Annotated in this window: 21 protein-coding genes; 14 read left to right on the top strand and 7 right to left on the bottom strand. The window is 76.4% G+C overall.

Annotated elements, in window-relative coordinates:
- The first annotated feature begins 88 nt into the window (after positions 1-88).
- Together BM142_RS11835 and BM142_RS11830 are read left to right on the top strand one after the other, a co-directional pair.
- The gene (locus BM142_RS11835; RefSeq protein WP_092198549.1) at positions 89-1,987 is read left to right on the top strand and encodes a dynamin family protein; all 1,899 of its coding nucleotides are present in this window, start codon (positions 89-91) and stop codon (positions 1,985-1,987) included.
- Positions 1,984-3,666 carry a dynamin family protein gene (locus tag BM142_RS11830; RefSeq protein WP_092198546.1) on the top strand — a complete coding sequence of 561 codons (1,683 nt, stop codon included), beginning with the start codon at positions 1,984-1,986 and terminating at the stop codon, positions 3,664-3,666. Before BM142_RS11835 ends, BM142_RS11830 begins: the two co-directional genes overlap by 4 nt.
- A 542-nt stretch (positions 3,667-4,208) precedes the next feature.
- On the opposite strand, the gene BM142_RS11825 is transcribed toward BM142_RS11830, so the two are convergent.
- Positions 4,209-4,973 carry an enoyl-CoA hydratase/isomerase family protein gene (locus BM142_RS11825; protein WP_254790827.1) on the bottom strand — a complete coding sequence of 255 codons (765 nt, stop codon included), beginning with the start codon at positions 4,971-4,973 and terminating at the stop codon, positions 4,209-4,211.
- A gap of 435 nt (positions 4,974-5,408) precedes the next feature.
- Between BM142_RS11825 and BM142_RS11820 the strand changes: the two genes are divergently transcribed.
- Both BM142_RS11820 and BM142_RS11815 read left to right on the top strand, forming a co-directional pair.
- The gene (locus BM142_RS11820; RefSeq protein WP_092198540.1) at positions 5,409-7,022 is read left to right on the top strand and encodes a serine/threonine-protein kinase; all 1,614 of its coding nucleotides are present in this window, start codon (positions 5,409-5,411) and stop codon (positions 7,020-7,022) included.
- 79 nt (positions 7,023-7,101) lie between these two features.
- The gene (locus BM142_RS11815; protein WP_139228866.1) at positions 7,102-8,601 is read left to right on the top strand and encodes a protein kinase domain-containing protein; all 1,500 of its coding nucleotides are present in this window, start codon (positions 7,102-7,104) and stop codon (positions 8,599-8,601) included.
- Between the two features lie 10 nt (positions 8,602-8,611).
- Here the strand turns inward: BM142_RS11815 and BM142_RS24200 are convergent, their stop codons facing one another.
- Positions 8,612-9,412: a hypothetical protein gene (locus BM142_RS24200; protein ID WP_139228865.1), complete on the bottom strand. Its 801-nt coding sequence runs from the start codon at positions 9,410-9,412 to the stop codon at positions 8,612-8,614.
- 134 nt (positions 9,413-9,546) lie between these two features.
- Between BM142_RS24200 and BM142_RS11810 the strand changes: the two genes are divergently transcribed.
- Positions 9,547-10,830: a competence/damage-inducible protein A gene (locus BM142_RS11810; RefSeq protein ID WP_092198536.1), complete on the top strand. Its 1,284-nt coding sequence runs from the start codon at positions 9,547-9,549 to the stop codon at positions 10,828-10,830.
- Positions 10,831-10,842: 12 nt separating this feature from the next.
- Here the strand turns inward: BM142_RS11810 and BM142_RS24545 are convergent, their stop codons facing one another.
- The 4 genes from BM142_RS24545 to BM142_RS11790 form a co-directional block, all read right to left on the bottom strand.
- A complete protein-coding gene (locus BM142_RS24545; protein WP_092198533.1) occupies positions 10,843-11,001 on the bottom strand; it encodes a hypothetical protein in 159 nt (52 codons plus the stop codon).
- Positions 11,002-11,046: 45 nt separating this feature from the next.
- Positions 11,047-11,898, bottom strand: coding sequence for a class E sortase (locus BM142_RS11800; RefSeq protein WP_092198531.1), 852 nt, complete (start codon positions 11,896-11,898; stop codon positions 11,047-11,049).
- Positions 11,899-12,037: 139 nt separating this feature from the next.
- Positions 12,038-13,396, bottom strand: a complete 1,359-nt coding sequence (locus BM142_RS11795) for a hypothetical protein (protein ID WP_139228864.1) — start codon at positions 13,394-13,396, stop codon at positions 12,038-12,040.
- Positions 13,397-13,552: 156 nt separating this feature from the next.
- Positions 13,553-13,978, bottom strand: coding sequence for a hypothetical protein (locus tag BM142_RS11790; protein WP_139228863.1), 426 nt, complete (start codon positions 13,976-13,978; stop codon positions 13,553-13,555).
- Between BM142_RS11790 and BM142_RS24540 the strand changes: the two genes are divergently transcribed.
- The 9 genes from BM142_RS24540 (at position 13,965) to BM142_RS11745 (ending at position 24,878) form a co-directional block, all read left to right on the top strand.
- Positions 13,965-14,939 (top strand): hypothetical protein, encoded by a 975-nt coding sequence (locus BM142_RS24540; protein ID WP_217640691.1) that lies wholly within the window; start codon positions 13,965-13,967, stop codon positions 14,937-14,939. The genes BM142_RS11790 and BM142_RS24540 overlap by 14 nt on opposite strands.
- Before the next feature lie 136 nt (positions 14,940-15,075).
- Positions 15,076-15,282 (top strand): hypothetical protein, encoded by a 207-nt coding sequence (locus BM142_RS11780; protein ID WP_092198835.1) that lies wholly within the window; start codon positions 15,076-15,078, stop codon positions 15,280-15,282.
- The gene (locus BM142_RS11775; protein ID WP_092198519.1) at positions 15,270-15,638 is read left to right on the top strand and encodes a type II toxin-antitoxin system death-on-curing family toxin; all 369 of its coding nucleotides are present in this window, start codon (positions 15,270-15,272) and stop codon (positions 15,636-15,638) included. The genes BM142_RS11780 and BM142_RS11775 overlap by 13 nt, the downstream gene beginning before the upstream one ends.
- A 55-nt stretch (positions 15,639-15,693) precedes the next feature.
- On the top strand, positions 15,694-17,343 hold the full coding sequence (locus BM142_RS11770) for an acyl-CoA dehydrogenase family protein (RefSeq protein ID WP_092198516.1): 1,650 nt from the start codon (positions 15,694-15,696) through the stop codon (positions 17,341-17,343).
- Positions 17,344-17,459: 116 nt separating this feature from the next.
- Positions 17,460-19,580, top strand: a complete 2,121-nt coding sequence (locus BM142_RS11765; protein ID WP_092198513.1) for a putative bifunctional diguanylate cyclase/phosphodiesterase — start codon at positions 17,460-17,462, stop codon at positions 19,578-19,580.
- A 116-nt stretch (positions 19,581-19,696) separates the two neighbouring features.
- Entirely contained in the window at positions 19,697-20,431 is a 735-nt protein-coding gene (locus BM142_RS11760; protein ID WP_254790826.1) for an NYN domain-containing protein, read from the top strand.
- A 396-nt stretch (positions 20,432-20,827) separates the two neighbouring features.
- Entirely contained in the window at positions 20,828-21,490 is a 663-nt protein-coding gene (locus BM142_RS11755; protein ID WP_092198507.1) for a PilZ domain-containing protein, read from the top strand.
- A 104-nt stretch (positions 21,491-21,594) separates the two neighbouring features.
- A complete protein-coding gene (locus BM142_RS11750; protein ID WP_092198504.1) occupies positions 21,595-23,298 on the top strand; it encodes a P-loop NTPase family protein in 1,704 nt (567 codons plus the stop codon).
- Positions 23,295-24,878, top strand: a complete 1,584-nt coding sequence (locus tag BM142_RS11745) for a GTPase (protein WP_092198501.1) — start codon at positions 23,295-23,297, stop codon at positions 24,876-24,878. Before BM142_RS11750 ends, BM142_RS11745 begins: the two co-directional genes overlap by 4 nt.
- Here BM142_RS11745 and BM142_RS11740 read toward each other — a convergent pair.
- On the bottom strand, positions 24,875-25,411 hold the full coding sequence (locus BM142_RS11740; protein WP_254790824.1) for an ATP-binding protein: 537 nt from the start codon (positions 25,409-25,411) through the stop codon (positions 24,875-24,877). The two genes, BM142_RS11745 and BM142_RS11740, sit on opposite strands and share 4 nt — an antisense overlap.
- Positions 25,412-25,489: the final 78 nt, after the last annotated feature.

Genomic DNA, 25,489 nt, shown 5'->3' with positions numbered 1-25,489 from the left:
GCCGGGCTCCGCGTTGCCCGGCCCCGGGACGTGCTGCGCCCGGGCGGGAGCCGGTGGTAGACCGGACACACAACCGTGGGGAGGGCACATGGGCGTGCCGTCGGTGTCACTGATCGACCGGGCCATCCGGCTGGCGGGGGAGTGCGAGCGCCCCGACCTGGTGCGGCGCCTGGCGCTGGTGCAGCAGCGCACGCGGCGCCCCAGCGTCCGCGTCCTGGTGGTGGGAGAGCCCAAGAAGGGCAAGAGCTCCCTGGTCAACGGGTTGCTCGGGGCGCCGGTCTGCGCCGTGGCGGACGACGTCGCCACGGTGGTGCCCACGGTGGTGCGCCAGGGTCCCGAGCCCCGGGCCTTCCTCGTCCACCCGGCCACCCGTGGAGCCGACGGCGGTGATCCGGCGACCGAGGAGCCCGGCGACCGGGTCGAGGTGCCCGTGGGCTCGCTGGTCGCCCGCATGGCGGAGCTCCGGAACGCACCGGCCGGCCGGCCGGTCCTGCGGGCGGAGGTCGAGCTGCCCCGGCGGCTCCTCGACGGCGGCCTGGAGATCGTCGACACCCCCGGGCTGGGCGGCGTCGGCGCGGTGCGGTCGCTGGCCGCGCTGGACCTGGTGCCCAGCGCGGACGCGGTCGTCGTGGTCAGCGACGCCACCCAGGAGTTCACCGCTCCCGAGATGGCCTTCCTGGAGCAGGCGGCCGCCCTGTGCCCGAACGTGGTGTGCGTCCTCACCAAGACCGACGTCACGTCCGGGTGGCGCACCGTGCTCGACCTCGACCAGGCGCACCTCCGGGCGCGGGGCATCGACGCGCCGGTGCTGCCGGTGTCCTCCTCGCTGGCGCTGCTCGCCGTCCGGCACCGCGACCGGGAGCTGCACGAGGAGTCCGGCCTGGGGCCGCTGACGACCTACCTCCGCACGGAGGTGGTGCAGCAGGCGGAGACGCTCGCGCAGCGGTCCCTGGTGCACGACCTGACCGGCGTCACCGAGCACCTGTCGATGGCCGTCCGCAGCGAGCTGGCCATCCTGGAGGACCCCACCGGGAAGGACGCCCTGGTGCAGGAGCTGGAGACCGCCCGGGACGCCGTCGACGAGCTCCGCCGCCGCTCCTCGCGCTGGCAGCAGGTCCTCGGTGACGGCGTCACCGATCTGATGGCCGACATCGACTACGACCTCCGCGACCGCTCGCGGGTGGTGACCCGGGAGGCCGAGGAGGCGATCGACGCCTGCGACCCCGGTCCGATGTGGCCGCAGCTGGCCGAGTGGCTGGACCAGCGCGTCGGGGTCGCCGTCGCGGACAGCTTCGTCTGGGCGGAGCAGCGCTCGGAGTTCCTGGCCGCGCAGGTCACCGAGCAGTTCGCCCGGGACGGCGGGGCGACGCTGCCCGAGCTGTCCATCGGTGACGCCGCCGAGGTCCTGGGTGGCGTCGTCGACGTACCGGGCGTGGACGACGGCTACCTCAAGCTGCGCGAGCGGTTCCTGATCGGCGTCCGGGGCTCCTACACCGGAGTGCTGATGACCGGCCTGGTCACCAGCCTCGCCGGCATGGCGCTGATCAACCCCATCTCGCTGGCCGCCGGCGTGCTGCTGGGGCGGAAGGCCTACAACGACGACAAGGCCCAGCGGCTGCAGCGCCGGCAGGCCGAGGCCAAGGCCGCCGTGCGCCGCCACCTGGACGAGGTCGTCTTCCAGGTGGGCAAGCACCTCAAGGACCGGCTGCGGCTGGTCCAGCGCACCCTCCGCGACCTGATCACCGACACCGTGGACCAGATGTCGGAGACGCTGGCCGACTCCCTGCGGGCGGCCCAGCGCTCGGCCAAGGACGCGACCGCGGAGCGCACCGCCCGGGTGCGGGTGCTCAGGCAGCGCCTGGAGCAGCTCGACGGGCTGGCCGCCGAGGCCCACCGCCTGCTCCCGCCCCCCGCCCCGGTCCCGGCGGAGCCACCGTCCGGACCCGCCCTCCGGGCGGCCTCCGGGCAGCAGGTGACGTCGCGGTGACGGGGGGCGCAGCCGGCACCGGAGCGCCTCCCACGGGCCTGCGCGCCCTCCTCGACGCGGCGATCGAGCTCTACGCCGAGCGCCCGGCCGAGGCCGACCGGCTGCGCGCCCGGCGGGAGCGCCTCGACGGGCCGCTGCGGGTCGCGCTGGTCGGCCGGGTGAAGGCCGGGAAGTCCACGCTGCTCAACGCCCTGGTCGGGGCCCGGGTCGCCCCGACGGACGCCGGTGAGTGCACGCGCGTGGTGACCACCTACCGGCACGGCGCCGTGCCCCGGGTGACCCGGCTGGACGCGGACGGCACGGCACGCCGGCTGCCGGTGCACCGCGTGGCGGGCGGCCTGGAGCTCGACCTGGCCGGCGCCGCCCCGCAGGAGGTGGACCAGCTCGTCGTCGACTGGCCCGCTCCGGACCTGGAGCCGGTGACCCTCGTCGACACCCCGGGGACGTCGTCGCTCTCGGTCGACACCAGCGCCCGCACGCATGCCTTCCTCGACGAGGAGGACCGGATGCCCGGCGCCGACGCGATCGTCTACCTCACCCGGCAGCTGCAGCCCGACGACGTGTCCTTCCTCGCGGCCTTCCAGTCCCGGTCCGGCGCGGGCGGGTCGTCCGCGACGACGATCACCGTCCTGTCGCGCGCCGACGAGATCGGCTCCGGCCGGCTGGACGCGCTGCACGCCGCCGACGAGGTCGCGCACCGCATGTCCGGGGATCCGGCGGTCCAGGCGGTGAGCTCGGCCGTGCTGCCGGTGGCCGGCCTGCTGGCCCTGGCCGGGCGGACGCTCCGGCACGGCGAGTTCGTGGCGCTGCGCAGCCTGGCGCACGCGCCGCCGGCCGACGTCGAGTCGATGCTGCTGAGCGCCGACCGGTTCTGCCGCGCGCAGGCCCCCGTGCCCGTGTCGGCGACCGTGCGGGCGGCGCTGCTCGAGCGCCTGGGCATGTTCGGGGTCCGGCTGTCCATCGCCCTGGTCCGGGCCGGGATGCCCGATGCCCGTGCCCTGGCCGAGGAGCTCGTCCACCGGAGCGGCCTGGCGCAGTTGCAGGCGCACATCGCCGAGCGCTTCACCGAGCGTTCGGAGCTGCTCACGGCCGAAGCGGCCCTCCGCACCGTGGAGGCGGTGCTGCGGGCCACTCCGCTCCCGGGCGACGACGCGCTGTGGCGGGAGCTCGAGCGGCTGCGACTGGCCGCGCACGCGCCCGTGGAGCTCGCGCTCGTCGCGGCGTCGGAGGAGGACGGCGTCCTGCCCGCGGAGCTGCGGACCGAGGCCCGCCGTCTGCTCGGTGCCCATGGCGGGTCACCGGCCACCCGGCTCGGCCTGGTCGACCACGCGTCGGAGCAGGAGCTCCGATCGGTGGCGGTCGAGACCATCACCCGGTGGCAGGCCCGCGGCGCCGACCCGCTGGCCCCGCGGGCTACGCGGGACGCGATCGCGGTCGTCGTCCATTCCTGCGAGGCCGTGCTGGCGGAACTGGACGGCCCGCGCTCAGGTCTCCCGGGCGCGCAGCCAGGTGCGGGTGGACCGGGCCCAGAGGGTGATCAGACCGAGGGCGACCAGCCCCGCCTGGGCGACGAACGCGATCCGGTCGACCCGTCCGCCCCCGGCGACCAGGCTCTGCGCCACGTCCACCGCGAACAGCGTCAGCACGCCCGTGACCAGGAGCGCCCAGCGCGCCCATGACCGGCGGCGCAGCAGGAGGACCGTCCAGACGAGCGTGCTCACCACGAGCAGCGTCACCGCGCCGAGCACGACGAGGATCGTGATCCGGACCCCGTCCTCGATGGTCGCGAGTGAGGACGACGGGTTGTCGGCGGTGGCCGTCGCGGTCAGGTCGGCCCGCAGGGCGTCCCCGTCCAGCATGGTGGCGACCAGGGCGATCACCCCGGCGAGGCAGGCGGCGAACCAGAAGCCGGCCGACAGGCGGAGGGCCCTCGGGCGGGGCGGCTGCGGGCGGGCGACCGGCGGGGCCAGGTCGCTCGTCACCCCCGGGCGGGGAGGCGGTGTGCGCCCGGCCGGCCGGGTCGCCGGCGGCCGGACCGCCTGGGGACGACGGGTCGTCGGGCCGTGCGGGCCGGCGGATGCGCGATCGGCCATGGTCTCCCTTCCCGGAGCCCGCAGCGTCGCACCGGGGCCCGCGATCCGGGAGCCGACGGCCCGGACGCGGCCGGGTCCCGCGGCCGCCCCACCCGTGTCGCTCTCGCCGTGTGCGGCCTCGGCCGCGCTCAGTGACCGGTGAAGTCGGGTGCGCGCTTGGCGAGGAACGCCTCCACGGCCTCGAGGTGGTCGGCCGTCCGGCCCAGCTGCGTCTGCAACCGGGCCTCGAGGGCGAGGGTCTCCTCGAGCGGGTCGGTGGCCGCCGTCGCCAGCACCGTCTTCATGGCCCGGTAGGCGGCCGTCGGGCCGGAGGCCAGCCGCGCGGCGAGGGCGCGCGCCTCGTCGTGGACCTCGTCGGCCGGGACGACGCGGTGCACCAGCCCCCACTGCTCGGCGGTCTCGGCGGAGAACGGGTCGGGGAGGAGCAGCAGCTGCGCCGCCCGGGAGCCGCCGACGCAGTGCACCAGGCGGGAGGCCAGTCCCGAGTCGCTGGACAGCCCGACGCCGGCGAAGGCGGTGGTGAACTTCGACCCCGCCGCCGCCACGCGGAGGTCACCGGAGAGCGCGATGCCCAGCCCGGCGCCGGCGCAGGCCCCGTTGATGCCGACGACGACCGGCACCCGCAGCGCCGCCAGGGCCAGGATCAGCGGGTTGTACTCGTCCTCGACCACCGACAGCGACGTCGCGGCGTTCCCGCGCAGCGACTCGACGTGCTCGGCGAGGTCCTGCCCCACGCAGAAGGCCCGGCCGGAACCGGTCAGCAGCACGGCGCGCACGGACTCGTCCGCGGCGAGCTCGGTGACGGCGGCCAGCAGATCGGTGCGCAGCGCGCTGGAGAGGCCGGGGCGCAGCAGCGTGAGGGTGGCCACCCCGCCGTCGTCGGTCCTGGTCACGGTCTCGGACATCGTCGTCCCGTCTGCTCGTCTCGGCCGGTCCCTGCCGCTCCAGCCTGTCATGCGGGTCGCCGGGCGGTGGACGTGCGACCGACGAGCCGACCCCGAGGCTCGCAGGCCGGCGCCCGGGCGCTGCGGCGCCGGCTCGAGGAGGCGGCGATCCGCGGCGCCCGGGACCGGTGGGGGCGCACTCCCGTCGGCGGCGGATCGTCGTGGCCGGCCGTGCACGCAGCGCAGTCGGCGCGCCGGACCCGCCGGGGTGTGAGCGGGAGCGCACCCGTGGACCGACCGGTACCCCTCCGGTGCTCGGCCAGCATGTGTAACAGGCCCCCGGACGGGACACGGAGGTCTGGTGGACCAGTACGGGGCGGCCCACCGGGCGGCGCCGTGGCGGCCTGCCGCAGCAGGGCCGGACAGCCGAAGGAGTGACCACCGTTGGTCGAACCAGGACGACGGTGCCTGGGTGACCGCTACGAGCTGCACGAGCTGATCGCGGCCGGCGGCATGGGCCAGGTCTGGCGGGCCCACGACCACGCCCTCCACCGCTGGGTCGCGGTCAAGGTGCTGCGCAGCGAGTACACCGGCGACCCCACCTTCGTCGCGCGGTTCCGCGCCGAGGCCCAGCACGCCGCCTCCCTGAGCCACCCCAACATCGCCGCGGTCTTCGACTACGGCGAGGAGAGCGCGCAGGACGGGTCGGGGGAGAAGCTCGCCTACCTCGTCATGGAGCTGGTCGAGGGCGAGCCGCTGTCCGCGCTGGTCGCCCGGGACGGGGCTCTCGGCACCGAGACCACGCTCTCGCTCATGGGCCAGGTGGCGTTCGGGCTCGGCGAGGCGCACGCCGCCGGGATGGTGCACCGCGACGTCAAGCCGGGCAACATCCTCGTGGCTCCGGACGGCAGCGTGAAGATCACCGACTTCGGCATCGCCTGGTCGGCCCGCAGCGTCGCCCTCACGCGGACCGGTCAGGTGATCGGCACCCCCCAGTACCTCTCCCCCGAGCAGGCGGAGGGCCGGCCGGCCACGCCGGCCAGCGACGTCTACGCCCTCGGGCTCATCGGCTACGAGTGCCTCGCCGGCCGGCCGGCGTTCTCCGGCGACAACCCGGTCACCCTCGCGCTCAAGCAGGTCCGCGAGGACCCCGAGCCGCTGCCCGGTGAGCTGCCGGCCGAGGTCCGCGCGCTGATCGGCCGCGCCCTCGTCAAGGACGCGGCGAGCCGGTTCCCGGACGGGGCGGCCTTCCTGGCGGCCGTCGACGACGTCCGCGCCGGGCGCCCGCTGGCGCCCCTCCCGCCCACCGTGACGGTCCGTGCGCCCGGTGCCGCCCCCGCGCCCCGGGCGGTCGGTCCGGTCACCCCGGGGGCGGGGACGGTCGCCCGTCCGCCGGCCCGCCCACGGCGGAGCCGGGCGGCCATGGTGCTGCTCCCGCTGCTCGCACTCGCGGCCGGCGCCGGCATCGCGGTCGCCCTGCTGCAGGCGCTGGCCGACGACACCGGGGGCACTCCCGCCGAGGCCGCCGAGCAGCGGGACAGCGGCAGCATCGTGCTCGACGCCGCCCAGTACGTCGGCCGGCCGGTCGACGAGGTGGTGCGGCAGCTGACCCGGCTGGGGCTCGACGTCCAGCCGGTCGGCGAGGACCGCGACGACGTCGACCCGGATCGGGTCACCGGCGTGGAGCCGGCCGGGCAACCGCTCACCGCCGGGGACACGGTGGTCGTCCGGTACGCGACGGGACGCGCCTCGAACGGCGGAGGACCCGACCGGCCGGTGGTCACCGGTGCGGCCGACGGCGGGTCGGCGCCGGTCCCGGAGGAGGAACCGGTGCCGGTCGACGAGCCGGCACCCGTGACCACCCCCCGGTCGTCCACCCCCGCGACGTCCGTCCAGCCGGGCACGCCCACCACGTCCCGGGCGCCGTCGTCGCCGACATCGTCGACGTCGCCGTCGTCGCCGGGTCAGAGCAGCAGCACCACCACGCCCCCGCCTCCGCCCACGTCGACCGCGCCGACGACCGGTCCGTCCACGTCGGGAGCGCCCACGGCCGGGTGACGTCCCGCTCCTCGGGAGGTGCCGGACGCCGGCGGGTGCCAGGCTCGGAGGTCGGTCCGGCGGCAGGAGGGGGAACGGGATGGGAGAGCTCGGCGGGCCCACCGTCGGCGGCCGGTACGAACTCCTGGCGCTGCTGGCCACCGGGGGCATGGGTCAGGTCTGGCGGGCCCGCGACACCGTGCTGGACCGTCCGGTGGCCGTGAAGGTGCTGCGCAGCGAGTACACCGGCAACCCGACCTTCCTCGCCCGCTTCCGGGCGGAGGCGCGGCACACCGCCGCGCTCGCGCACCGCAACATCGCCGCGCTGCACGACTACGGCGAGGTCCCTGCCGACGACGCCGCCCCGGAGCACGTGGCCTACCTGGTGATGGAGCTCGTCGAGGGGGAGGCGCTCTGCGACGTCCTCGCCCGCGAGCCACGGCTGCCCGTCGGCCGCACCCTGGACCTCCTGCAGCAGGCCGCCTCGGGGCTGGCGGCGGCCCACGCCGCAGGCGTCGTGCACCGGGATGTCAAACCCGGCAACATCCTGGTGGCCGACGACGGGACGGTGAAGATCACCGACTTCGGGATCGCCTGGTCGGCCGCCAGCGTGCCGCTCACGCAGACCGGCCAGGTGGTCGGGACCGCGCACTACCTCTCGCCCGAGCAGGCGGCCGGCGGCAAGGCCGGGCCGGCCAGCGACGTCTACGCCCTCGGGGTCATCGGCTACGAGTGCCTGGCCGGACGGCGGGTCTTCGACGGGGAGAACTCCGTGCAGGTCGCCCTCATGCAGGTGCGGGACACCCCGGACCCGCTCCCCGAGGACGTGCCGGAGAACGTCCGCCGGCTGGTCGACCGCGCCCTGCTCAAGGACCCCGCGGCCCGGTTCGCCGACGGAGCCGCCTTCCGGGACGCCGTCACGGACGTGCTGGCCGGACGCATGCTCCCCCGGCCGAGCGCCGGGAGCACCCGGCCGCTCATCGCGGGGGAGCCCGTCGTGCTGCCCTGGCGGCGTCGCGCCGTCCGGGTCCTGGCGCCGCTGGCCGCGGTGGTCGCGGGGGCCGGGATCGCGCTGGCCGGGAGCCAGCTCCTCGACAGCCCTCCGCCGCCGGCCGTGGAGGAGGCCGGTTCCGCGCCGGTGGTGCTGGTCGCCGAGGACTTCGTGGGACGGCCGGTCGGCGAGGTCGAGGCGGAACTCGGCGCCCGGGGGCTCGCCGTCGAGCGAGCGGTGGAGGAGACGGACGCGCAGGAGCCCGGGCTGGTCACGGGCGTCAGCCCCACCGGCGCCGTCCGGCAGGGGCAGACCGTGATCGTGTCCTACGCCGTGGCGCCCCCGGCCCCGCCCGATGCGGATCCTCCGGTGCCGGAGCAGGGGGCCGGGCCCGCGACGGAGGTGCTGGCCCCGGGGCCCGGGGCCGGCACCGCCGGTGGGGGGGAGGCCGTCTCCGGCGGCGGGACCGCCGGCGAGGACGCCACCGGGACCGGGGACGGCCGGGCGAACGGGAACGCCGGCGGCAACGGCAACGGCAACGGGAACGCCGGCGGGAACGGGAACGGCAACGCCGGCGGGAACGGCAGGGGGAACGGCCGCAACGGGTGAGCCCGGACGGTCAGTCCCTGTCGCGGGGTCCCGTCCACAGCGCCCCGCCGAGGGCGGCGAGTGCGGCGGTGAGCAGGAAGCCGCGATCGGTGGCCACCACGGGCAGGACCACCAGCAGCCAGAAGGCCGCCAGCCCCACCAGCCCGCCGGCGGCCGTCCGCCACGCCGTCTCCGCCCGTAGCCGGCCCGCGGCGGCCGAGGCCAGGAACGCCGCGAGCGCCAGCAGCGCGCAGCCGGTGGCGAAGGCCGACCAGAGCGGGATGGCCTCCCAGGAGGACTCGAGGCCGTCCCAGCGCAGCGCGAGCCCCAGCTGGAGCAGGACCACCGACAGGGCCGCCAGCCCGAGGCCGAGGAGCGTCCGGCGATCCCGTGGTGGGCGCACCCGGGTCGTCCGCGACCGCTCCGCGGCGGTGTCGTCCGAATCGAGCGTCTCCGGCCACGTCCGCGTCGGCGCGTCCGTCTGCGGCGGGGCCGCCGGGGCCTTCGGCGGCGCGGCATCCGAGCGCGGGACATCCGAGCGCAGGGCATCCGACTGCGGGGCGCCTCCTGCAGGACCTGGTGGCGTCGGCCGCACCGGTGGCGGGGGAGGCGGTGTGCCGGCGCCCGGCGGACCGGGGACGAAGTCCACCGGCCCGGTCGGGGCCGGGCCGTCGACCGGCCGCACCGGGGCCGGGGTGATCGCCCCCGGATGCGGCGGCAGGCTCTGCGCGGCGGACGCCCCGCCGGTCGGCTGCGTGGCCGGCACCTCGCGGGTTCCCGGCGGGGTGCCGTCCTCCGGCTCCACGGGCCGCTGGGGATCGGACGAGCTCACGGGTCCTCCTCTGCGTCCGGTGCCGCGCACTCCGGTGGCCCGTCGTCCGGACCACCACCGCCCCGCACGCTATCGGCGTCCGCCCGGCAGCCCGGTCAGGCGCCCCGGTGGCCGGCGGCCCTAGGGTCGGGGCCGTGAGTGCGCGCGCCGGCATCGTCGTCACCGGGACCGAGGTCCTGACCGGGCGGGTCGCCGATCGCAACGGCCCCTGGCTGGCCGAGCAGTTGCGCCTCCTCGGCGTCGACGTGGGGCACGTGGTCGTCGTGGGTGACCGGCCCGAGGACCTCCGGGGCGCCCTGACCTTCCTGGCCGGGACCGGGGTGGACCTGGTGATCACCACCGGTGGGCTCGGGCCGACCGCCGACGACCTGACCGCCCAGCTGGTCGGCGAGGTGCAGGGCCGGCCGTCGGCGGTGGACCCGGAGCTGGAGCGCCGCATCGCCGCGATCGTCGAGCGCCTCGCGGCCCGCCGGGGGTGGCGGACCGATCCGGTGGCCACGGCTGCCGGTGTCCGCAAGCAGGCCCTGGTGCCCGAGGGAGCCACCGTGCTCGAGCCGGTCGGCACCGCGCCGGGGCTGGTCGTGCCCCCGGCGGCGGGACGGGGCGGGCCGACGGTCCTCGTGCTGCCCGGCCCTCCGGCGGAGCTGCAGGGCATGTGGCCCGCCGCGCTGGCCGAGCCGTCGCTGCGCACCGCCCTGGCCGGCGCCGAGGAGCTGCGCCAGGAGACCGTCCGGCTGTGGGGCACGCTCGAGGCGCAGCTGGCCGCGACGCTGCGCGAGCACGAGGCCGAGCTCGGCGCCCTGGAGATCACCACCTGCCTGCGCGACGGCGAGCTCGAGATCGTCACCCGCTTCCCGCCGTCGGCGCAGCCTGCCTACGACCGGCTCGGTGCGGTCCTCGCGGCCGAGTACGCCGACACGCTGTTCTCCACCGGCCCCTCCCTCGACGACCTGGTCGCCCGGGGGTTCGCGGACCGCGGATGGACGGTCGCCACCGGTGAGTCGTGCACGGGCGGGCTGCTGGCGGCGCGCCTCACCGAGCGCGCCGGCTCCTCGGCGTGGGTGCTCGGTGGCGTCACCGCGTACGCGAACTCCGCCAAGCAGCAGCTGCTCGGCGTCCCGCCCGCGATGCTGGCCGAGCACGGTGCGGTCAGCCCGGAGGTCGCGGGAGCCCTCGCCGACGGAGCCCGCGCCCGGTTCGGGGCGGACGTCGGCGTCGGGATCACCGGGGTGGCCGGGCCCGGCGGGGGCACGGCGGACAAGCCGGTGGGCACCGTGCACGTCTGCGTCTCGACCCCGGCGGGACGGGTGGCCCGGGCGCTGCGCCTCCCCGGCTCCCGGGCCGCCGTCCGGGAGCGGTCCGTCACGATGGCCATGCACCTGCTGCGCGGTGCGCTGCTCGGTGGTCCGTCCGCCTGAGGGCCGCCGCGGTCACTCCGTGACGGTGACGTCGGTGAACGGCAGCAGGGGCTCCACCTCGGGGAAGACGACGAACAGCAGCAGGACGGCGACCGCCAGCACCAGGGCCAGGGCGGACAGCGACCTGACCGCGGTGTTCCCCGGCAGCCGGCGCCAGATCCAGGTGTACATGCGAGCGGGCTCCTGTCCTGGTCGTGGATCGAGGGGGAGGGCCGGTCAGCCGGCCAGCGCGGGCGGGCCGTCCGGGGCCGCGGCCTTGCTCACCGGGGCGCCGTCCAGCCGGGCGTGCACGACCAGCCGTTGTGCCGCGGAGTACTTCGGGTGGCAGGTGGTGAGGGTCAGGTAGGCGCCCTCGGTGGGGCCGGCGGTCGCACGACCCGGGACGGCGGCGATCACGTCCACCGCGGCCGGGTCCACGACGGCGCGGCCGGGGATCCCGCTCGGGTCGGCCCCGAAGTCCCCCGTGGCCGGGTCGCCGAGCACCCGGTAGACGTACCAGGTGCTGGCCGTCTCGACGACGACGGCGTCGCCGGGCCGCATCCGGTCCAGGTCGAGGAAGGGGGAGCCGCGGCCGACGCGGTGGCCGGCGACCGCGAAGTTCCCCTCCTGGCCGGGCATGGCCGTGTCCAGGTAGTGGCCCGGCCCCTGGGCGAGCTGCACCTGGGCGGTGCCCTCCACCACCACGCGCTCGTAGTCCGCGCCCAGGCGAGGGATGTGCAGGACGGCCACGGGGTCGCCGAGGCCCACCTGGATCGACTCCGGAGCCGGTGGCGCCGGGTCGGCTCCGGGGGTGGCGGAGCCGGCCGGCGGGGCGACGGTCGGCGCGTCGGCGGGTGGCAGGTCCGCCCACTGCTCCTGGATCTGCTCGCTGAGCCGGTCCTGCTCGCGCGCGGCGAGCAGATCGGTGACGTAGAGCTCGTAGACGACGAAGAGCAGCGCCACCAGGCCGATGGTGATCAGCGTCTGCCCCACGCCGCGCAGCAGCGTGCGGACGGAGTCACCCCGTCGCGGGGCTGCCGCGTCCCGGACGTCGGCCGGTGGGCTCTCGAAGTCGACTGCGCTGCTCACCACGGATCCTGTCTGCCGAGGGTGGTCCGGCGAGGTGCCGAGGGGCGCCGCCTGCCAGGGGACCGCTCCCCCGGCAGGCGACGTCCTGGGATGGAGCCCGGCCCGCCGCCCCGGGGAGTCCGGGCGGCGGGCCGGTGGATCACACCGTCGCGGAGGTGCGGCGGCGGCCGGCGAGGGTGAGAGCACCACCCGCACCCAGGGCGATCAGGCCCAGGGCGAGGGGAGCGGTGGTCTCGGCGCCGGTGTAGGCCAGCTGGCCGGTGGGCTGTGCGTAGGTGTTCATCGCAGCCGGGCGGTAGGCGACCGGCTTGGCGGCTGCCGGAGCCGCGGGCTTCGCGGTGTACGCCGGCTTGGCCTCCTCAGGGCAGTCCTTCTCGGGCTGGACCACCGGCTTGGCCGGCGGAGCCGGGGCCGGCGCCGGGGCCTTGGGGAGCTCGCACTTCCACTCCGCCGCGTTGCCGGCGGCGGCGTTGTTGGTGCAGGTCACGGTGCCGCCGTTGGCCTCGGAGATGATGTTGATGATGACGTTGATGTTCTGGTGGCAGGTCACGTCACCCTTCACCGACGAGCAGTAGAGGGTGTTGCCGTTGCCGGCCTCCACCACGACGATCGACTCGCCGCCGCTGGCGTCGACGTCGCCCGTCTCGGCCTCGTTCTCGACCGCGTTCTCCGCGCCGACGTGCTGGTAGTTGGCGCTGTCGGAGTCACTGTGCCGGCCGCTGCCGCCGGTCGTCGTCGAGTCGATGGAACCCTTCGCGTCCGCCGTGTTGTGCGCACCGTTGCCGGCGGCGGCGTTGTTGCTGCCGGCGACGTGGCCGCCGTTGGCCGCGGAGGCGACGTCGACCGTGGTGTCGACGTGCTGGGAGGCGTCGACGTCACCCTTGTAGCTGTGGGCGACGACCGAGTTGCCGTTGCCGGCGATCACACCGACGGCGGAGGTGCCGCCGCCGGCGTCGATGTCGCCGGTCTCGGCCTCGTTGTCGACGTCGTTGCCGGCGCCGACGACCTGGCCGTTGACGCTGGTGGCATCGCCGCCGTAGCCCGCTCCACCGGTGGTGGTGGAGTCGATGGTGCCGGTGGCGGTGGCCTCGTTGGTCGCGCCGTTGCCCGCTGCGGCGTTGTTGCTGCCGGTCACGGTCCCGCCGTTGGCCTGGGAGGCCACGGTGACCTCCGTGGCGACCTTCTGCGAGGCGTCGACGTCGCCCGCGCCGCTGGCTGCGTGCACGGTGTTGCCGTTGCCGGCGACCACACCGACGGCGGAGGTGCCGCCGCCGGCGTCGACGTCCCCGGTGCTGGCGTCGTTCTCGACGTCGTTGCCGGCCGCGACCTTCTGGCCGTTGACGCTGGTCGCGTCACCGCTGCCGTGGCCGGCCGTGGTGGACGTGATCTCTCCCGACGCGGCTGCGTCGGTGTCGGCGCTTGCCACCGCCTGGCCGAGGAAGAGCATTCCTCCGGCCATACCGGCGATGGCGAGTCCGTTCCTCACGGATCGGTTCATCGTGTGCGTGTCCTTTGCGAGTGTGCGCGCCACGGTTGGGTATGAAGTGACGCGCCGGTGAGTGGTGGGTGAACGTGCGGGGCGGCTGCACTTGGTCGGTGATGTGCCCCCCGTGGCACACCTCGGGGACGGGCGCAGGCCGCTGGTGCGGCGGCGTCAGTCCGGCGGCGTGGCGGGGTCGGTCGCCCTGGTGGTGGGCGACCCCGCTGCCGGCTCGGTGAGGCCGGCGTCCTGCACTGCGAGGGAGATCCCGGCGGGGGAGCCCAGCACCGCCGTCGCGGCGGTCGCTCCCTTGGGGCTGCCCGGGCCCGCGCCCTGGCTGCTGCAGCCGGCACCGCCGAGGGCGGCGGCCGGGGCCGTGGGGGCCGGCCGCTCGGGGGCGGGCCCGGCAGGGCCGGAGGCGTCGTCGAGCGCCTCGACGGCCTGCTCGACGACCTGACCGACGACCGGCGCGGCCGACGAGGCGGGAACCGGGACGGCGGGCGCCGTGCGCTGGGCGCCGGTCGACGGCGAGGGCGCACCACCGGTGGCGGCGGCCGAGCCGGCGGCGGCCACCGTGAGCGGGGTGGTGGCGCAGTCCACGAGGGCCGGGGCACCCGGCCGGTCGGCGGCGGGCTCGGTCGGGACGCATCCCGGGGTGGCGCCGGCCGGTCCGGCGGCCGCCGGGGTCGCCGGTGCGCCGGCGGACGTCGCGGCGCAGGTCGACGGGGCGGAGCCCGCGCCCGTCCCGGTCGTCGCGGTGCCGGTCGCGGTGCCGTCCGTCGCGGTGCCGTCCGTCGCGGTGCCGTCCGTCGTGGTGCCGGTGGTCGCGGTGCCGTCCGTCGTGGTGCCGCTGGGCGTGGTGCCGCTGGGCGTGGTGCCGCTGGTCGTGCTGCCCTGGGTCGGGCCGGTCGTCGTGCGGGTCGTCGTGGTCACGGTGGTCGCGCCGTCGGCGGAGGCCGTGGCCGTCGTCGTGGTGACCTCCGTGGCGGAGGTCGAGGCGTGGGTCGTCGCCGGGGGCGCACCCGGGCCGCCGCCGGACGTCGCGGGGTCGGTGGCGGGTGCGGGGCCGCCGGGCGGTGTCGCCGGGTCCCCCTCGCCCGTCGCCGGCGCCGGTGCGACGGACGCCGTCGCGGACGAGCTCCGGACGACGGTCGACGTCGTGGTCACCGTCCCGGACGACGACCGGGTCTGCGTCGTCGACGTCACCGTCGTGGTGGAGGACGTGGTGGTCGAGGACGCGGTGCCGGAGGACGCGGCGGCCGAGGACGGGGTGGTCGACGACGCCGTGGCCGTGCCGGGCTCCGCCGGTGGCGCCCCCTGCGTCGTCGCCTCGGCGGTGGCGGCGGCCGGTTCGTCGGCGTGCGCGACGACCTCCGTCACGACCGCGAGGCCGGCGTACGCGCCGGCGCCGAGGAAGCAGGCCGCGGCGGTGCGCCGGAGCCAGGACCACCGGGCGGGAGACGGCTGCACGCCGTTCCGGCTCGTGGTGGTCCCCGTCATGGCGCGGACGTTAGGAATCGGTCCGTCCCGTGACCAGCCGTCCCGGCTCGGACCGGAATAGTGCGGCGTGTCACACGCCATCACCTGACCGGGGGATTGCGCAGAGTGACCGTAACAAGATCGTTATGCCGTCTGGTATCACTCTGATACCTGACCGAGAGCGATCCGGAACACGTTCGGGGGGCGTTCACGTGGCCATGACGCTTCGTCTCAGCGCGGCGCAGAGCGAGGCCCTGCGTCGCCGGGCACAGGCCGAGGGGGCGTCGATGCAGGACGTCGCCCGCCGTGCGGTGGAGGCCTACATCCGGGCCCACGAGCCGGAGGTGCCGCTCGCCGTGCTGATCGACCAGGAGCTCGACCGCTACGCCGGGGCCGTGGGCCGGCTGGGCCGATGGCAGGACTGAGCGTCGAGGACCTCCTGGAGGTCGCCCGGCGCACCGTCGGCCCGGATGTGCGGGTGCGGGACCTCGGCCTGCTCAGCGCGGCCCTCGCCCGGATGGAGGCCCGCGCCCTCGGCCGCGACGTCTACCCGAGCGTGGAGGAGCGGGCGGCGGCGCTGCTGCACTCGCTGGCCACCACGGCGCCGCTGGTGCAGGGGAACCGGCCCTTCGCGTGGGCGGCCACGGCGGTGTACCTCGCGCGGCGCGGCCGGCCGGCGAGCCTCACCGACGCGCAGGTGGTCGACCTGGTCACCGACGTGCTGACCGGCCGGGTGGAGACCGTCGACTCGATCGCCGACCGGCTCCGCGAACCGGCCTGACCCGCCGTCCGCGGGATCTCCCGGCCGCCCGCCCCCGCCACGTACGGTGCCGATCATGGGGTTCACGCACGAGGTGACCAACCAGGTCCCGCCACTGACCGGGCACGATCCGATCGCCGGCGACGCGGCGCTGGCCGAGGCCTGTGTCCGGCATGCCGATGCGGCCACGCTCTCGTCGCTGGCGGACCTCGGGCGGCTGGCCGGCAGCGAGCAGGCGCAGGAATGGGGTCGGCTGGCCAACGAGAACCCGCCCAGGCTGCGCACCCACGACCGCTACGGGCACCGGATCGACGAGGTCGAGTTCCACCCGGCCTGGCACGACCTCATGCGCACCGCGGTGGGGAACGGCCTGGCCGGCGCGCCGTGGGCCGAGCAATCCACCGCCCATTCCACCGCCCCGGCGCACTCCGCCCACGCGCACGTGCGGCGCGCTGTGGGCTACCTCGGGTGGACGCAGAACGAGATGGGCCACGGCTGCCCGGTGACGATGACCTACGCCGTCGTCCCCGCCCTGCGGCGCAGCCCGGACCTCGCCGCCGACTACGAGCCCGGGCTGACCAGCACCGAGTACCAGTTCGGGCTCACCGAGCCGTCGGCCAAGCGGGGTCTGGTCGCCGGCATGGGCATGACCGAGAAGCAGGGCGGCTCCGACGTCCGGGCCAACACCACGCGGGCGGTGCCGCAGCCCGACGGCTCCTACCGGCTGACCGGCCACAAGTGGTTCACCTCCGCGCCGATGAGCGACCTCTTCCTCGTGCTGGCCCAGCTCGAGGAGGGCGTCTCCTGCTTCGCCGTCCCGCGGGTCCTCCCTGACGGCAGCCGCAACGTGTTCCACGTGCAACGTCTGAAGGACAAGCTCGGCGACCGGTCCAACGCCTCGAGCGAGGTGGAGTTCGACGGCACGGTGGGCCGGCTGGTCGGTGAGCCGGGCCGCGGGGTCCCGGCGATCATCGAGATGGTCAACATGACCCGGCTGGACTGCGTCCTGGGCTCGGCCGCGACGGTGCGCGCCGCGCTCACCCAGGCGATCCACCACGCGCGGCACCGGCGGGCCTTCGGCGCGCTGCTCGTCGAGCAGCCGCTGATGCAGAACGTGCTGGCCGACCTCGCCGTCGAGAGCGAGGCGGCCACCGCGCTGGCCGTCCGGCTGGCCGCCGCCGTCGACGCGGGCGAGTCGGACTTCCTGCGACTGGCCGGCGCCGCGGCGAAGTTCTACGTGTGCAAGCGGACGCCGGGCGTCGTCGCCGAGGCGATGGAGGTCCTCGGGGGCAACGGGTACGTCGAGGACTCGGGGCTGCCGCGGCTCTACCGTCAGTCCCCCCTGAACTCCATCTGGGAGGGATCGGGCAACGTGATCGCGCTCGACGTGCTGCGGGCGATGGGGCGGTCCTCGGACACCCTCGCGGCGGTGACCGCCGAGATCGAGCTCGCCCGGGGCGTCGACGCCCGCTTCGACGACGCGGTGGAGCGGCTGCACGCGGAGCTCGGCGAACCCGAGGAGCTGCCCTTCCGGGCGCGTCGGATCGCCGGCCTGCTGGCGCTCTGCCTGCAGGGTTCGCTGCTGCTCCGGCATGCCCCCGAGGCGGTCGCCGACGCCTTCTGCGCCTCTCGCCTGGGCGAACGCGGCGGCGCCGTCCTCGGCATGCTGCCGGCCGCGGCGGACGCGGGGAAGATCGTCGAGCGGGCGGCGATCGCCCCTGTCTGATCACCCGTCCGCATGACTACTCTCGTTGTCATTCACCGGGCGCCACGGCACTGCCGGACGGGTCCGTACCGACGTTCCGCCCGGCGCGGACGACGAGCAGGCGAGGCGGGGGGAGCGTGCGACCAGACGGCGAGCGCCCCCGGCCCGGGCAGTCCGACGTGCTGTCCGGCGTCCCCGATCCCGTGTACCGCCTCGACCCCGCGGGCCGCTTCGTCTACCTGAACGCCGCGGCGGAGCGGCTGTTCCAGAAACCGGCGGGCGAGCTGCTGGGGCAGCGGCTCGTCGACTGCTTCCCCGCCGCCAAGGGGTCCCTCGCGCAGGAGCAGGTGCGCCGGTCGCAGCAGGCGGGGCAGCCACGGCAGTTCGAGTACTTCTACGAGCCGCAGGGGCGCTGGCTGGAGGTCCGCACGTTCCCGGATGCGGACGGCGTCGCAGTCCTCCTCCGGGACGTCGATGCCCGGTACCGCACCGATCAGCAGCGCGACGCCGAGCTGCGGCAACTGGCCGCCGTCATCGAGGCGCTGCCCGCGGCCACGGTGCTGCTCGACGAGGACGGCCGGATCCTGGTCACCAACCGGTCCTGGGACGCCGACGGCGAACTGCTGCGGAGCGCCGGCATCCGGTCGGGCGTCGTCGGCGACGACTACCTCGACGCCCTCGGTCGCGGGCTGCGGCCGGCCGACCACGAGGCGATCGGCGTGGCGCTGGGCCGGCTCCGGTCCGAGGCCCCCGAGAGCCTGCCGGGCTCGTTCGAGTACGAGTACTCCGCGCAGCTGGGCTCGTCCGCCAGCTGGTACCAGCTGCAGGCCGCGCGCGTCCAGGACTCGCGGCGGATCGTGGTCACCCACACCGACGTCACCGAGCGGGTCCGTGGCGAGCAGGTGCTGGCCTGGCGGGCGGGACACGACGAGCTCACCGGGCTGCCGAACCGGGCCACGCTGCTGGACATGATCGCCGACGCGCTCGCGGTGGGCTCGCCGGGCGCCCCCGGCACCGCGCTGCTGGTCCTGGACCTCGACGGGTTCAAGACGGTCAACGACTCCCTCGGCCACCAGCTCGGCGACCGCCTGCTGCGCGAGGTCGGTGGCCGCCTGACCGAGCAGGTTCGGCCCGGCGACGCCGTGGGCCGGCTCGGCGCGGACCAGTTCGTCGTCCTCGCCCGGGGCTGCGACCAGGCGGAGGCTGCGGCCCTGGCCTTCCGCCTGCAGGCGACCTTCACCCTGCCGTTCATCGCCTCGGGCATCTCGGTGCCCCTGTCGGCCAGCATCGGGGTGGCCGTGTCGCGCTCCGACGTGCGCGACCCGCACCAGCTGCTCAGCGACGCCGACGCGGCGATGTTCGCGGCGAAGAGCTCCGGGCGCGACCGCGTCCACCTGTTCTCCCCGGGGCTGCGCGAGGCGGCGCGCTGGCGGCTGGAGGTCGCCACCCGGTTGCGCGGCGAGGCGATCGACCAGCTCGTCGTGCACTACCAGCCGGTGGTCCGGCTCGACACCGGCGAGGTCGACGGCGTCGAGGCGCTGGTCCGCTGGCAGCACCCCGAGCGGGGGCTGCTGCCGCCGGACAGCTTCCTGTCCGTCGCCGAGGAGACCGGGCAGGTCATCCCGATCACCCGCTGGCTGCTCCGGGAGACGACGCGCAAGGCCGCCGAGTGGGCGGCCCAGGGCCTGCCCCTGCGCATGTCGGTGAACGTGAGCGCCCGGCACTTCTCCGCCGAGACCCTGGTCCGCGACGTGCGGGTGGCCCTGCGCGACTCCGGTCTGCCGGCCGACCAGCTCGTCCTCGAGCTGACCGAGACCAGCGTCGCCGAGGACCCGACGCGGGCCGAGGACCAGCTCACGGTGCTGCGGAGCTTCGGGGTGCGGGTCGCCATCGACGACTTCGGCACCGGGTGGTCCTCCCTCGCCCAGCTCTTCTCCCTCCCGATCGGCACGCTCAAGATCGACCGGTCGCTGCTGAACGCGGCCGAGCGGGCCGTGGCCGGTGAGACGGGGGCGGTGCTCGCGGCGATCGTGGAGCTGACCCGGACCCTCGGCATCAAGTCGGTCGCGGAGGGCGTGGAGACCCCGGAGCACCTGCGGATGGTCCGGGAGGCCGGCTGCGACCTCGCCCAGGGCTGGCTGCTCGGTCAGCCCATGCCCGGCGAGGAGGTGCCCCGCTTCGTGCGATCGGTCCAGGCGGCCGGCGGGGACCTCTGCGCGCTCGCCGTCGCGGCCAGCACGGCCGCCCAGGTCGGGTGATCGGTCGCCGGACCCGTCGCCGGGCGACGGCACCCCCGGGGCCGCCACGGCCGACGGCGACGCCCCCGGCGGTCCCGCCGCGCACCGGTGCGGACCCGGCGCGGCACACTGCTCGGGTGCCCGACAGCCTCGACGCCGAGTTCGCCACCCCGACCGACGAGGAGGCCGTGCCCGGCGGGCCCTCCCCGTCGCCTCCCGGCGCGGCGGCCGAGGACCGGTCGCAGCCGGCGCTGGACCTGCTGATCTGGGACGCCCCGAACATCGACATGACCCTGTCGACGGTGATCGGAGCCCGCCCGACCGCCGCCTCGCGGCCCCGCTTCGACGCGATCGCGGCGTGGTTCGTCGACGGCGCGGGCGATCCGGGCGCCCCGGGAGCGGCCGAGGTGGAGGCGTGCGTCTTCGCCAACATCCCGCCGCAGCCGGGCACGCTGCAGCGGTGGGTGGAGGCGCTGCGCAGCTTCGGCTACGCGGTGTTCGCCCGGCCGAAGTCGCAGCCCGACGACGACATCGACCAGGACATGCTCGACCACATCGCGGTGCGGGCGCACAGCCACCGGCTGCGGCGGCTGGTCGTGTTCTCCGGGGACGGGCGCAACTTCGCCGAACCGCTGGAGCAGCTGGTCCGCGAGGGCACCCAGGTCGTCGTCGTCGCCTTCAGCGAGGTCGCCGGCTACGCGATCAGCTCCGAGCTGCTGGAGTTCATCGACATCGAGGACGTCCCCGGGGCGTTCGTCGAGCCGCTGGACCGGGTCCGCCTCGACGCGCTGCCGCCGGACGGCGCCTGGCTGCGGCCCACCCGCAGCCTGCGCGACTTCGTCAGCGGCTTCACCGCCCGCCGCGACCGCTGAGGGCGTTCGCTCACCGAGAGTGCAGTTGCGGTCGTCCCGCGCGGCGCGTCCGCGCGTGTCCGCGACCACAACTGCCCGGTCGATCGAAGGGCCGGCGGAACCGCCTTTCGGCGGGGGAGCGGTAGGTCACCGGGGCGCAGTCAGGTTCCCGGCCCCGGGTGGGGCGTCGGGTGTCGCGGTGCTGCCCCTTCGGGGGTGGAAGTGGGTGGTCGGGCTCGCAGTGGATGCCCCGGCGACCGATGACCAGGTCGTGATGCGCAATCCCCGCTGCCTGAGCGGCGCGTCGGGGGTGGGCGGCGTGGCCGGTGCCCGGCCCGCGGGCTACCGTGCCTCCCGCGGTGTGGCGGAGCGGGTCGAGCGGGCCCGTGCCCCCGCGGTACCGATCGGAGAGGATCCATGACGAGCGTTCCCGGGGTGGACCACCCGGAGGAGCAGACCGAGGCGGAGGTGACCCTTTCCGGTCGCGGTGTCTCGGTCACCGCCCGCGTGGAGGTGGTCCAGAACGAGTTCATCTCCGTGCGGCCGTCGGTCGGTGAGTTCGTCGACCAGGTAGTCGTCCGGGTGGGCGACGTCGTCGAGGTGTTCTGGAGGGGCGAGGACACCCAGCGCGCCCTGCCGGCCGAGGTCGTCGACGTCGAGACCGGTGCGGTCGTCCGCTGGCGGCTGCGGGCCACCGGCCCGGCCGAGACCAGCCAGCGGCGCAAGGCGGTCCGCGGGCGCATCGTGGTGCCGGTCGAGGCCGAGTACGGGGCGATCGACCTCACGGGCTCGAGCATCGACCTCAGCGAGGCCGGGATCCGTGCCGAGTTCGAGGGGCTGGGCGTCCCGCCCGAGGCCGGCGCGAAGCTCCTCCTCCTCATCCACCTGGACGACGGCGACATCCGGACGCCGGCCGAGGTGGTGCGCACCCAGGCCCGGGGCGCGCGCTGGGTGATGTCGATCCGCTTCACCGACATCCAGGAGAAGGACCAGGACCGCGTCCGCCGGCGGGTCTTCCAGGCCCTCCGCGAGGAGCGGGCCAGCAAGGCCGACGACTCGCCGCCCGGGCTGCGGGGGTAGCCCGGCTCCGTGCGGGGCAGTCATGACGGCGTGAGGGGATTCGCGAGGGCGCCATCGGCCCGGCACCGGGGCACAGGTACGGCGAGGGCCGGCGGGGAGCGCGGGTGAGCGCCCCGCCGCTCCGGCTGCCCGACGCCCTGGCCGTGGTCCGGGACCGGCTGGCGGCGAGCCCCCTGGGCCTCGCCACGCCGGCCCGCGACGCCGCCGCGCGGGCGTCCCGGGCCGTCCGGGACCAGATCGACGACTACCTCCTGCCCCGGCTCGGGGACCTCGACGCGCCGCTGCTGACGGTCGTCGGCGGCTCCACCGGTGCGGGGAAGTCCACGCTGGTCAACAGCCTGGTCGGCAGCCCCGTCACCACGGCCGGTGTGCTCCGCCCGACGACGCGGGCGCCCGTCCTGGTCTGCGCCCGCGCGGACGTGGCCGCGTTCTCCGGCGACCGCGTCCTGCCCGGGCTGGCCCGGGTCACCGGCGGCGCCGGGGGACCGGGCACCGTGCAGCTCGTCGTCCGGGACGACCTCCCCGCCGGGCTGGCCCTGCTCGACGCCCCCGACGTCGACTCGGTGGTCGAGTCCAACCGCGAGCTCGCCGGGCAGCTCCTGGCGGCGGCCGACCTGTGGATCTTCGTGACGACGGCGGCCCGCTACGCCGACGCGGTGCCCTGGGACCTGCTCCGCACCGCGCAGGAGCGCGGGACGGCGCTGGCCGTCGTCCTCGACCGGGTGCCGCCCGAGGCGGCGGCCGAGGTGGCCGCGGACCTGCACGGCATGCTGCAGCGGGCCGGGCTGGCCGGTGCCCGGCTCGTGGTGGTGGAGGAGCGCCCGCTGGTGGACGGGCGGGTGCCGGAGGACCAGGTCGCCCCGCTGCGGGCGTGGCTGCACGGGCTCGCCGCCGACCAGGAGGCCCGTGCCGCGGTGGTCCGCCAGACCCTGACCGGTGCGCTCGACAGCCTGGCGCAGCGGGTCGACGGCGTCGCCGCCGCCGTCGAGGAGCAGGCGGCGGCCGTCGACGCCCTCCGTGCGGCGGCGGCCGCCGCGTACACGGCGGCCTACGAGAGCATCGACGCCGGCGTGCGCAGCGGCACCCTGCTGCGCGGTGAGGTGCTGGCCCGGTGGCAGGAGTTCGTCGGCACCGGGGAGTGGATGCGCGCGTTGCAGGGAGGGGTCAGCCGGCTGCGCGACCGGGTGGTCAGCGGCCTCACCGGCCGTCCCACCCCGGCCGACGGGCTGCAGGACGCCCTCGAGAGCAGCGTCGAGCGCCTGCTGCGCGCCGAGGCCGACCGGGCCGCGGAGCGCACCGTGGGCGCCTGGCGGGCGCTGCCGGCCGGCGCCCGGCTCCTGACCGGCGAGGAGCGGGAGCTGGAGCAGGTCTCGCCGGACTTCCCGGAGGCCGCCGCCGCGCAGGTCCGCGACTGGCAGGGCGCCGTGCTCGACCTGGTCCGCGACCAGGGCGGGGACAAGCGCACACGGGCGCGGCTGCTGTCGTGGGGCATCAACGGCGCGGGCGGGATCGTCATGATCGCCGTCTTCGCGCAGACCGGTGGACTGCTGGGCGGCGAGGTCGCCGTCGCCGGTGGGACGACCGTCGTCGGGCAGCGCGTGCTCGAGGCGGTGTTCGGCGACGCCGCCGTCCGCTCGCTGGCCGACCGGGCGCGGGAGGACCTGCAGCGCCGGGTCGACGGGCTGCTGCGCTACGAGCAGGCGCGCTTCGACGACCGGGTGGACGACGCCGCGCCCGCGCCGGGCACCGCCGAGGCCCTCCGCGCGGCCGTGCGCGAGCTGGCCGCCGCCCGCCGGGCCGACTCGTGAACCGCCGGGAGCTGCCGCTGGCCGACCGGCTGGCGGCGCTGCGGGAGGCGGTCGAGGTCGCCGAGGGGCGGCTCGAGGTGCCGGAGGTGGCCCGCGCCCGGGCGCTGCTCGGGAAGGCCGGAGCCCGCGCCGCCCTCGGGGACGCCACCGTGGTCGCCCTGGCCGGGGCGACCGGCAGCGGCAAGTCGACGCTGTTCAACGCGCTCTCCGGGAGCGAGGTCAGCACGCCCGGCGTCCGCCGGCCCACCACCGGCGTGGCGCACGCGACCACGTGGGGGGAGGAAGGAGCCGACCGCCTGCTGGACTGGCTGGAGGTGCCCCGCCGGCACCGGCACCCACCCGAGCCGGCGCTCGACGGGCTGGTGCTGCTCGACCTGCCCGACCACGACAGCGTGCGGCTCGAGCACCGGCTCGAGGTCGACCGGCTCGTCGGGCTGGTCGACGTGCTGGTGTGGGTGCTGGACCCGGAGAAGTACGCCGACGCCGCGGTGCACGACCGGTACCTGGTCCCGCTGGCCGGGCACGCGGGCGTGCTGCTGGTCGTCCTGAACCAGGTCGACCGGCTGGACGGCGCCGCCGCACGGGCGTGCCTCACCGACCTGCGCGCGCTGCTCGACCGCGAGGGGCTGGGCGCCGTCCCGCTGCTGGCCGCCTCCGGCCGGACGGGTGCCGGTGTCGCCGAGCTCCGCGGCGAGCTGGCCCGCCGGGTCGCCGCCCGGCGGGCGGCCACCGACCGGCTGACCGCCGACGTCCGTGCGACGGCGAGCGCGCTCGGCGCCCATGCCGAGGGTGCGGACGCCGGGCTCGGGCGCCGTGACCGGGCCGACCTGCTCGACGACCTCGGCGGGGCGCTCGCCGGCGCCGCGGGCGTGCCCGCCGTCACCGCCGCCGTGGAACGCTCGACGCTGCGCGCGGGCGTGGCCCGCACCGGCTGGCCGCTGCTGCGCTGGACCCGGAAGCTGCGCCCCGACCCGCTCGAGCGGCTGCACCTGGGGGACGAGCGGGCCCGCACCTCGCTCGGCCCGGCCGGCCCCGTGGAGCTGGCCGGGGTGGCGACGGCGGTGCGGCGGGCCCGGGACGTGGTGGGAGAGGGGCTGCCGCAGGCCTGGCGGGACGATCTCCGGCGGACCGTGGAGGTCTCGGAAGGGGAGCTGGCCGACCGGCTCGACCGGGCGGTGGCCGGCACCGACCTCGGTCCGGACCGTGTGCCGCTGTGGCAACGGGCCGTCGGCGGCCTCCAGTGGCTGCTCGCCCTCACCGCCCTCGTCGGCGTGCTGTGGCTGCTCGGGCTGCTCGTGCTCGGGTTCCTCCAGCTCGACGACGTGCTGCCCGTGCCGAGGGTGGAGGGCCTGCCGCTGCCGACGCTGTTGGCCGTCGGTGGGTTGCTGGCCGGCCCCCTGCTGGCCGTGCTGTCCCGGCCACTGGTGCGGCTGCGGGCCGCCCGCCGGGGCCGGGCCGCCGAGCGCCGACTGCGCGCCGCGGTCGAGGCCGTGGCGGAGGAGGAGCTGCTCGCCCCCATGACGGCCGTCCGCGCCGACGCGGCCCGCTTCCGCGAGGCGGTGCAGACCGCCCGCCGCTAGTCCCGGCGGACCTCGGGGGAGCGCGGCTCGGGCAACTGGCCGCGGCGCCGTCCCTCCACCTCCTCGCGTCCGGAGGGCAGCCGGGCCCACACGTGCTTGCGGCCCGGCCGCTGCTCCCACCCGAACGCCGTGGACAGCTGCGCGACCAGGTGCAGCCCCATCCCGCCCAGCGCCGGGTCGCGGTCGACGGCGGGGACCGGTGGGCTGTCCGGGGCCTCGTCGCTGAGGTCCAGCAGCCAGCCGCCGGGGCCGGCCACCACGAGCGCACGGACGTCGCCGCCGCCGTGGCGCAGTGCGTTGGAGGCCAGCTCCTCGAAGACCAGGAGCAGGCCGTCGCGGGCGTCCTCGGTGGAGGCGGAGGAGACCGACGGGTGCGCGATGCGGGCGCGCAGGTCGCTGCGGACCCGGGAGACGACGTGCATGGCCTCCAGCTGCCAGTGCCACACGTCGCCGGGCACCGACGGCACCGGGGCGCACGGCCACGCCTCGGAACCGGCGTCGTGGGGCGGCTGGTCGGCCATGTCCCCGGCCATCGCCTCCCCCTCACGTTCCTGTGCAGGCGGTTCAGGTCCCTGCCTGGCCGGGTCCATCCTGACCGATGGGAATCCGTC

It is taken from the genome of Blastococcus tunisiensis, assembly GCF_900112815.1.
GTDB lineage: Bacteria > Actinomycetota > Actinomycetes > Mycobacteriales > Geodermatophilaceae > Blastococcus_B > Blastococcus_B tunisiensis.
This window is presented reverse-complemented; position numbering and strand designations above follow the sequence as displayed.

Coding starts and splice junctions, on each gene's coding strand:
- BM142_RS11835 (WP_092198549.1), top strand. CDS start 89: ATGGGCGTGCCGTCGGTGTCACTGATCGACCGGGCCATCCGGCTGGCG.
- BM142_RS11815 (WP_139228866.1), top strand. CDS start 7,102: ATGGGAGAGCTCGGCGGGCCCACCGTCGGCGGCCGGTACGAACTCCTG.
- BM142_RS24545 (WP_092198533.1), bottom strand. CDS start 11,001: ATGTACACCTGGATCTGGCGCCGGCTGCCGGGGAACACCGCGGTCAGG.
- BM142_RS11795 (WP_139228864.1), bottom strand. CDS start 13,396: ATGAACCGATCCGTGAGGAACGGACTCGCCATCGCCGGTATGGCCGGA.
- BM142_RS11780 (WP_092198835.1), top strand. CDS start 15,076: ATGACGCTTCGTCTCAGCGCGGCGCAGAGCGAGGCCCTGCGTCGCCGG.
- BM142_RS11775 (WP_092198519.1), top strand. CDS start 15,270: ATGGCAGGACTGAGCGTCGAGGACCTCCTGGAGGTCGCCCGGCGCACC.
- BM142_RS11770 (WP_092198516.1), top strand. CDS start 15,694: ATGGGGTTCACGCACGAGGTGACCAACCAGGTCCCGCCACTGACCGGG.
- BM142_RS11755 (WP_092198507.1), top strand. CDS start 20,828: ATGACGAGCGTTCCCGGGGTGGACCACCCGGAGGAGCAGACCGAGGCG.
- BM142_RS11740 (WP_254790824.1), bottom strand. CDS start 25,411: ATGGCCGGGGACATGGCCGACCAGCCGCCCCACGACGCCGGTTCCGAG.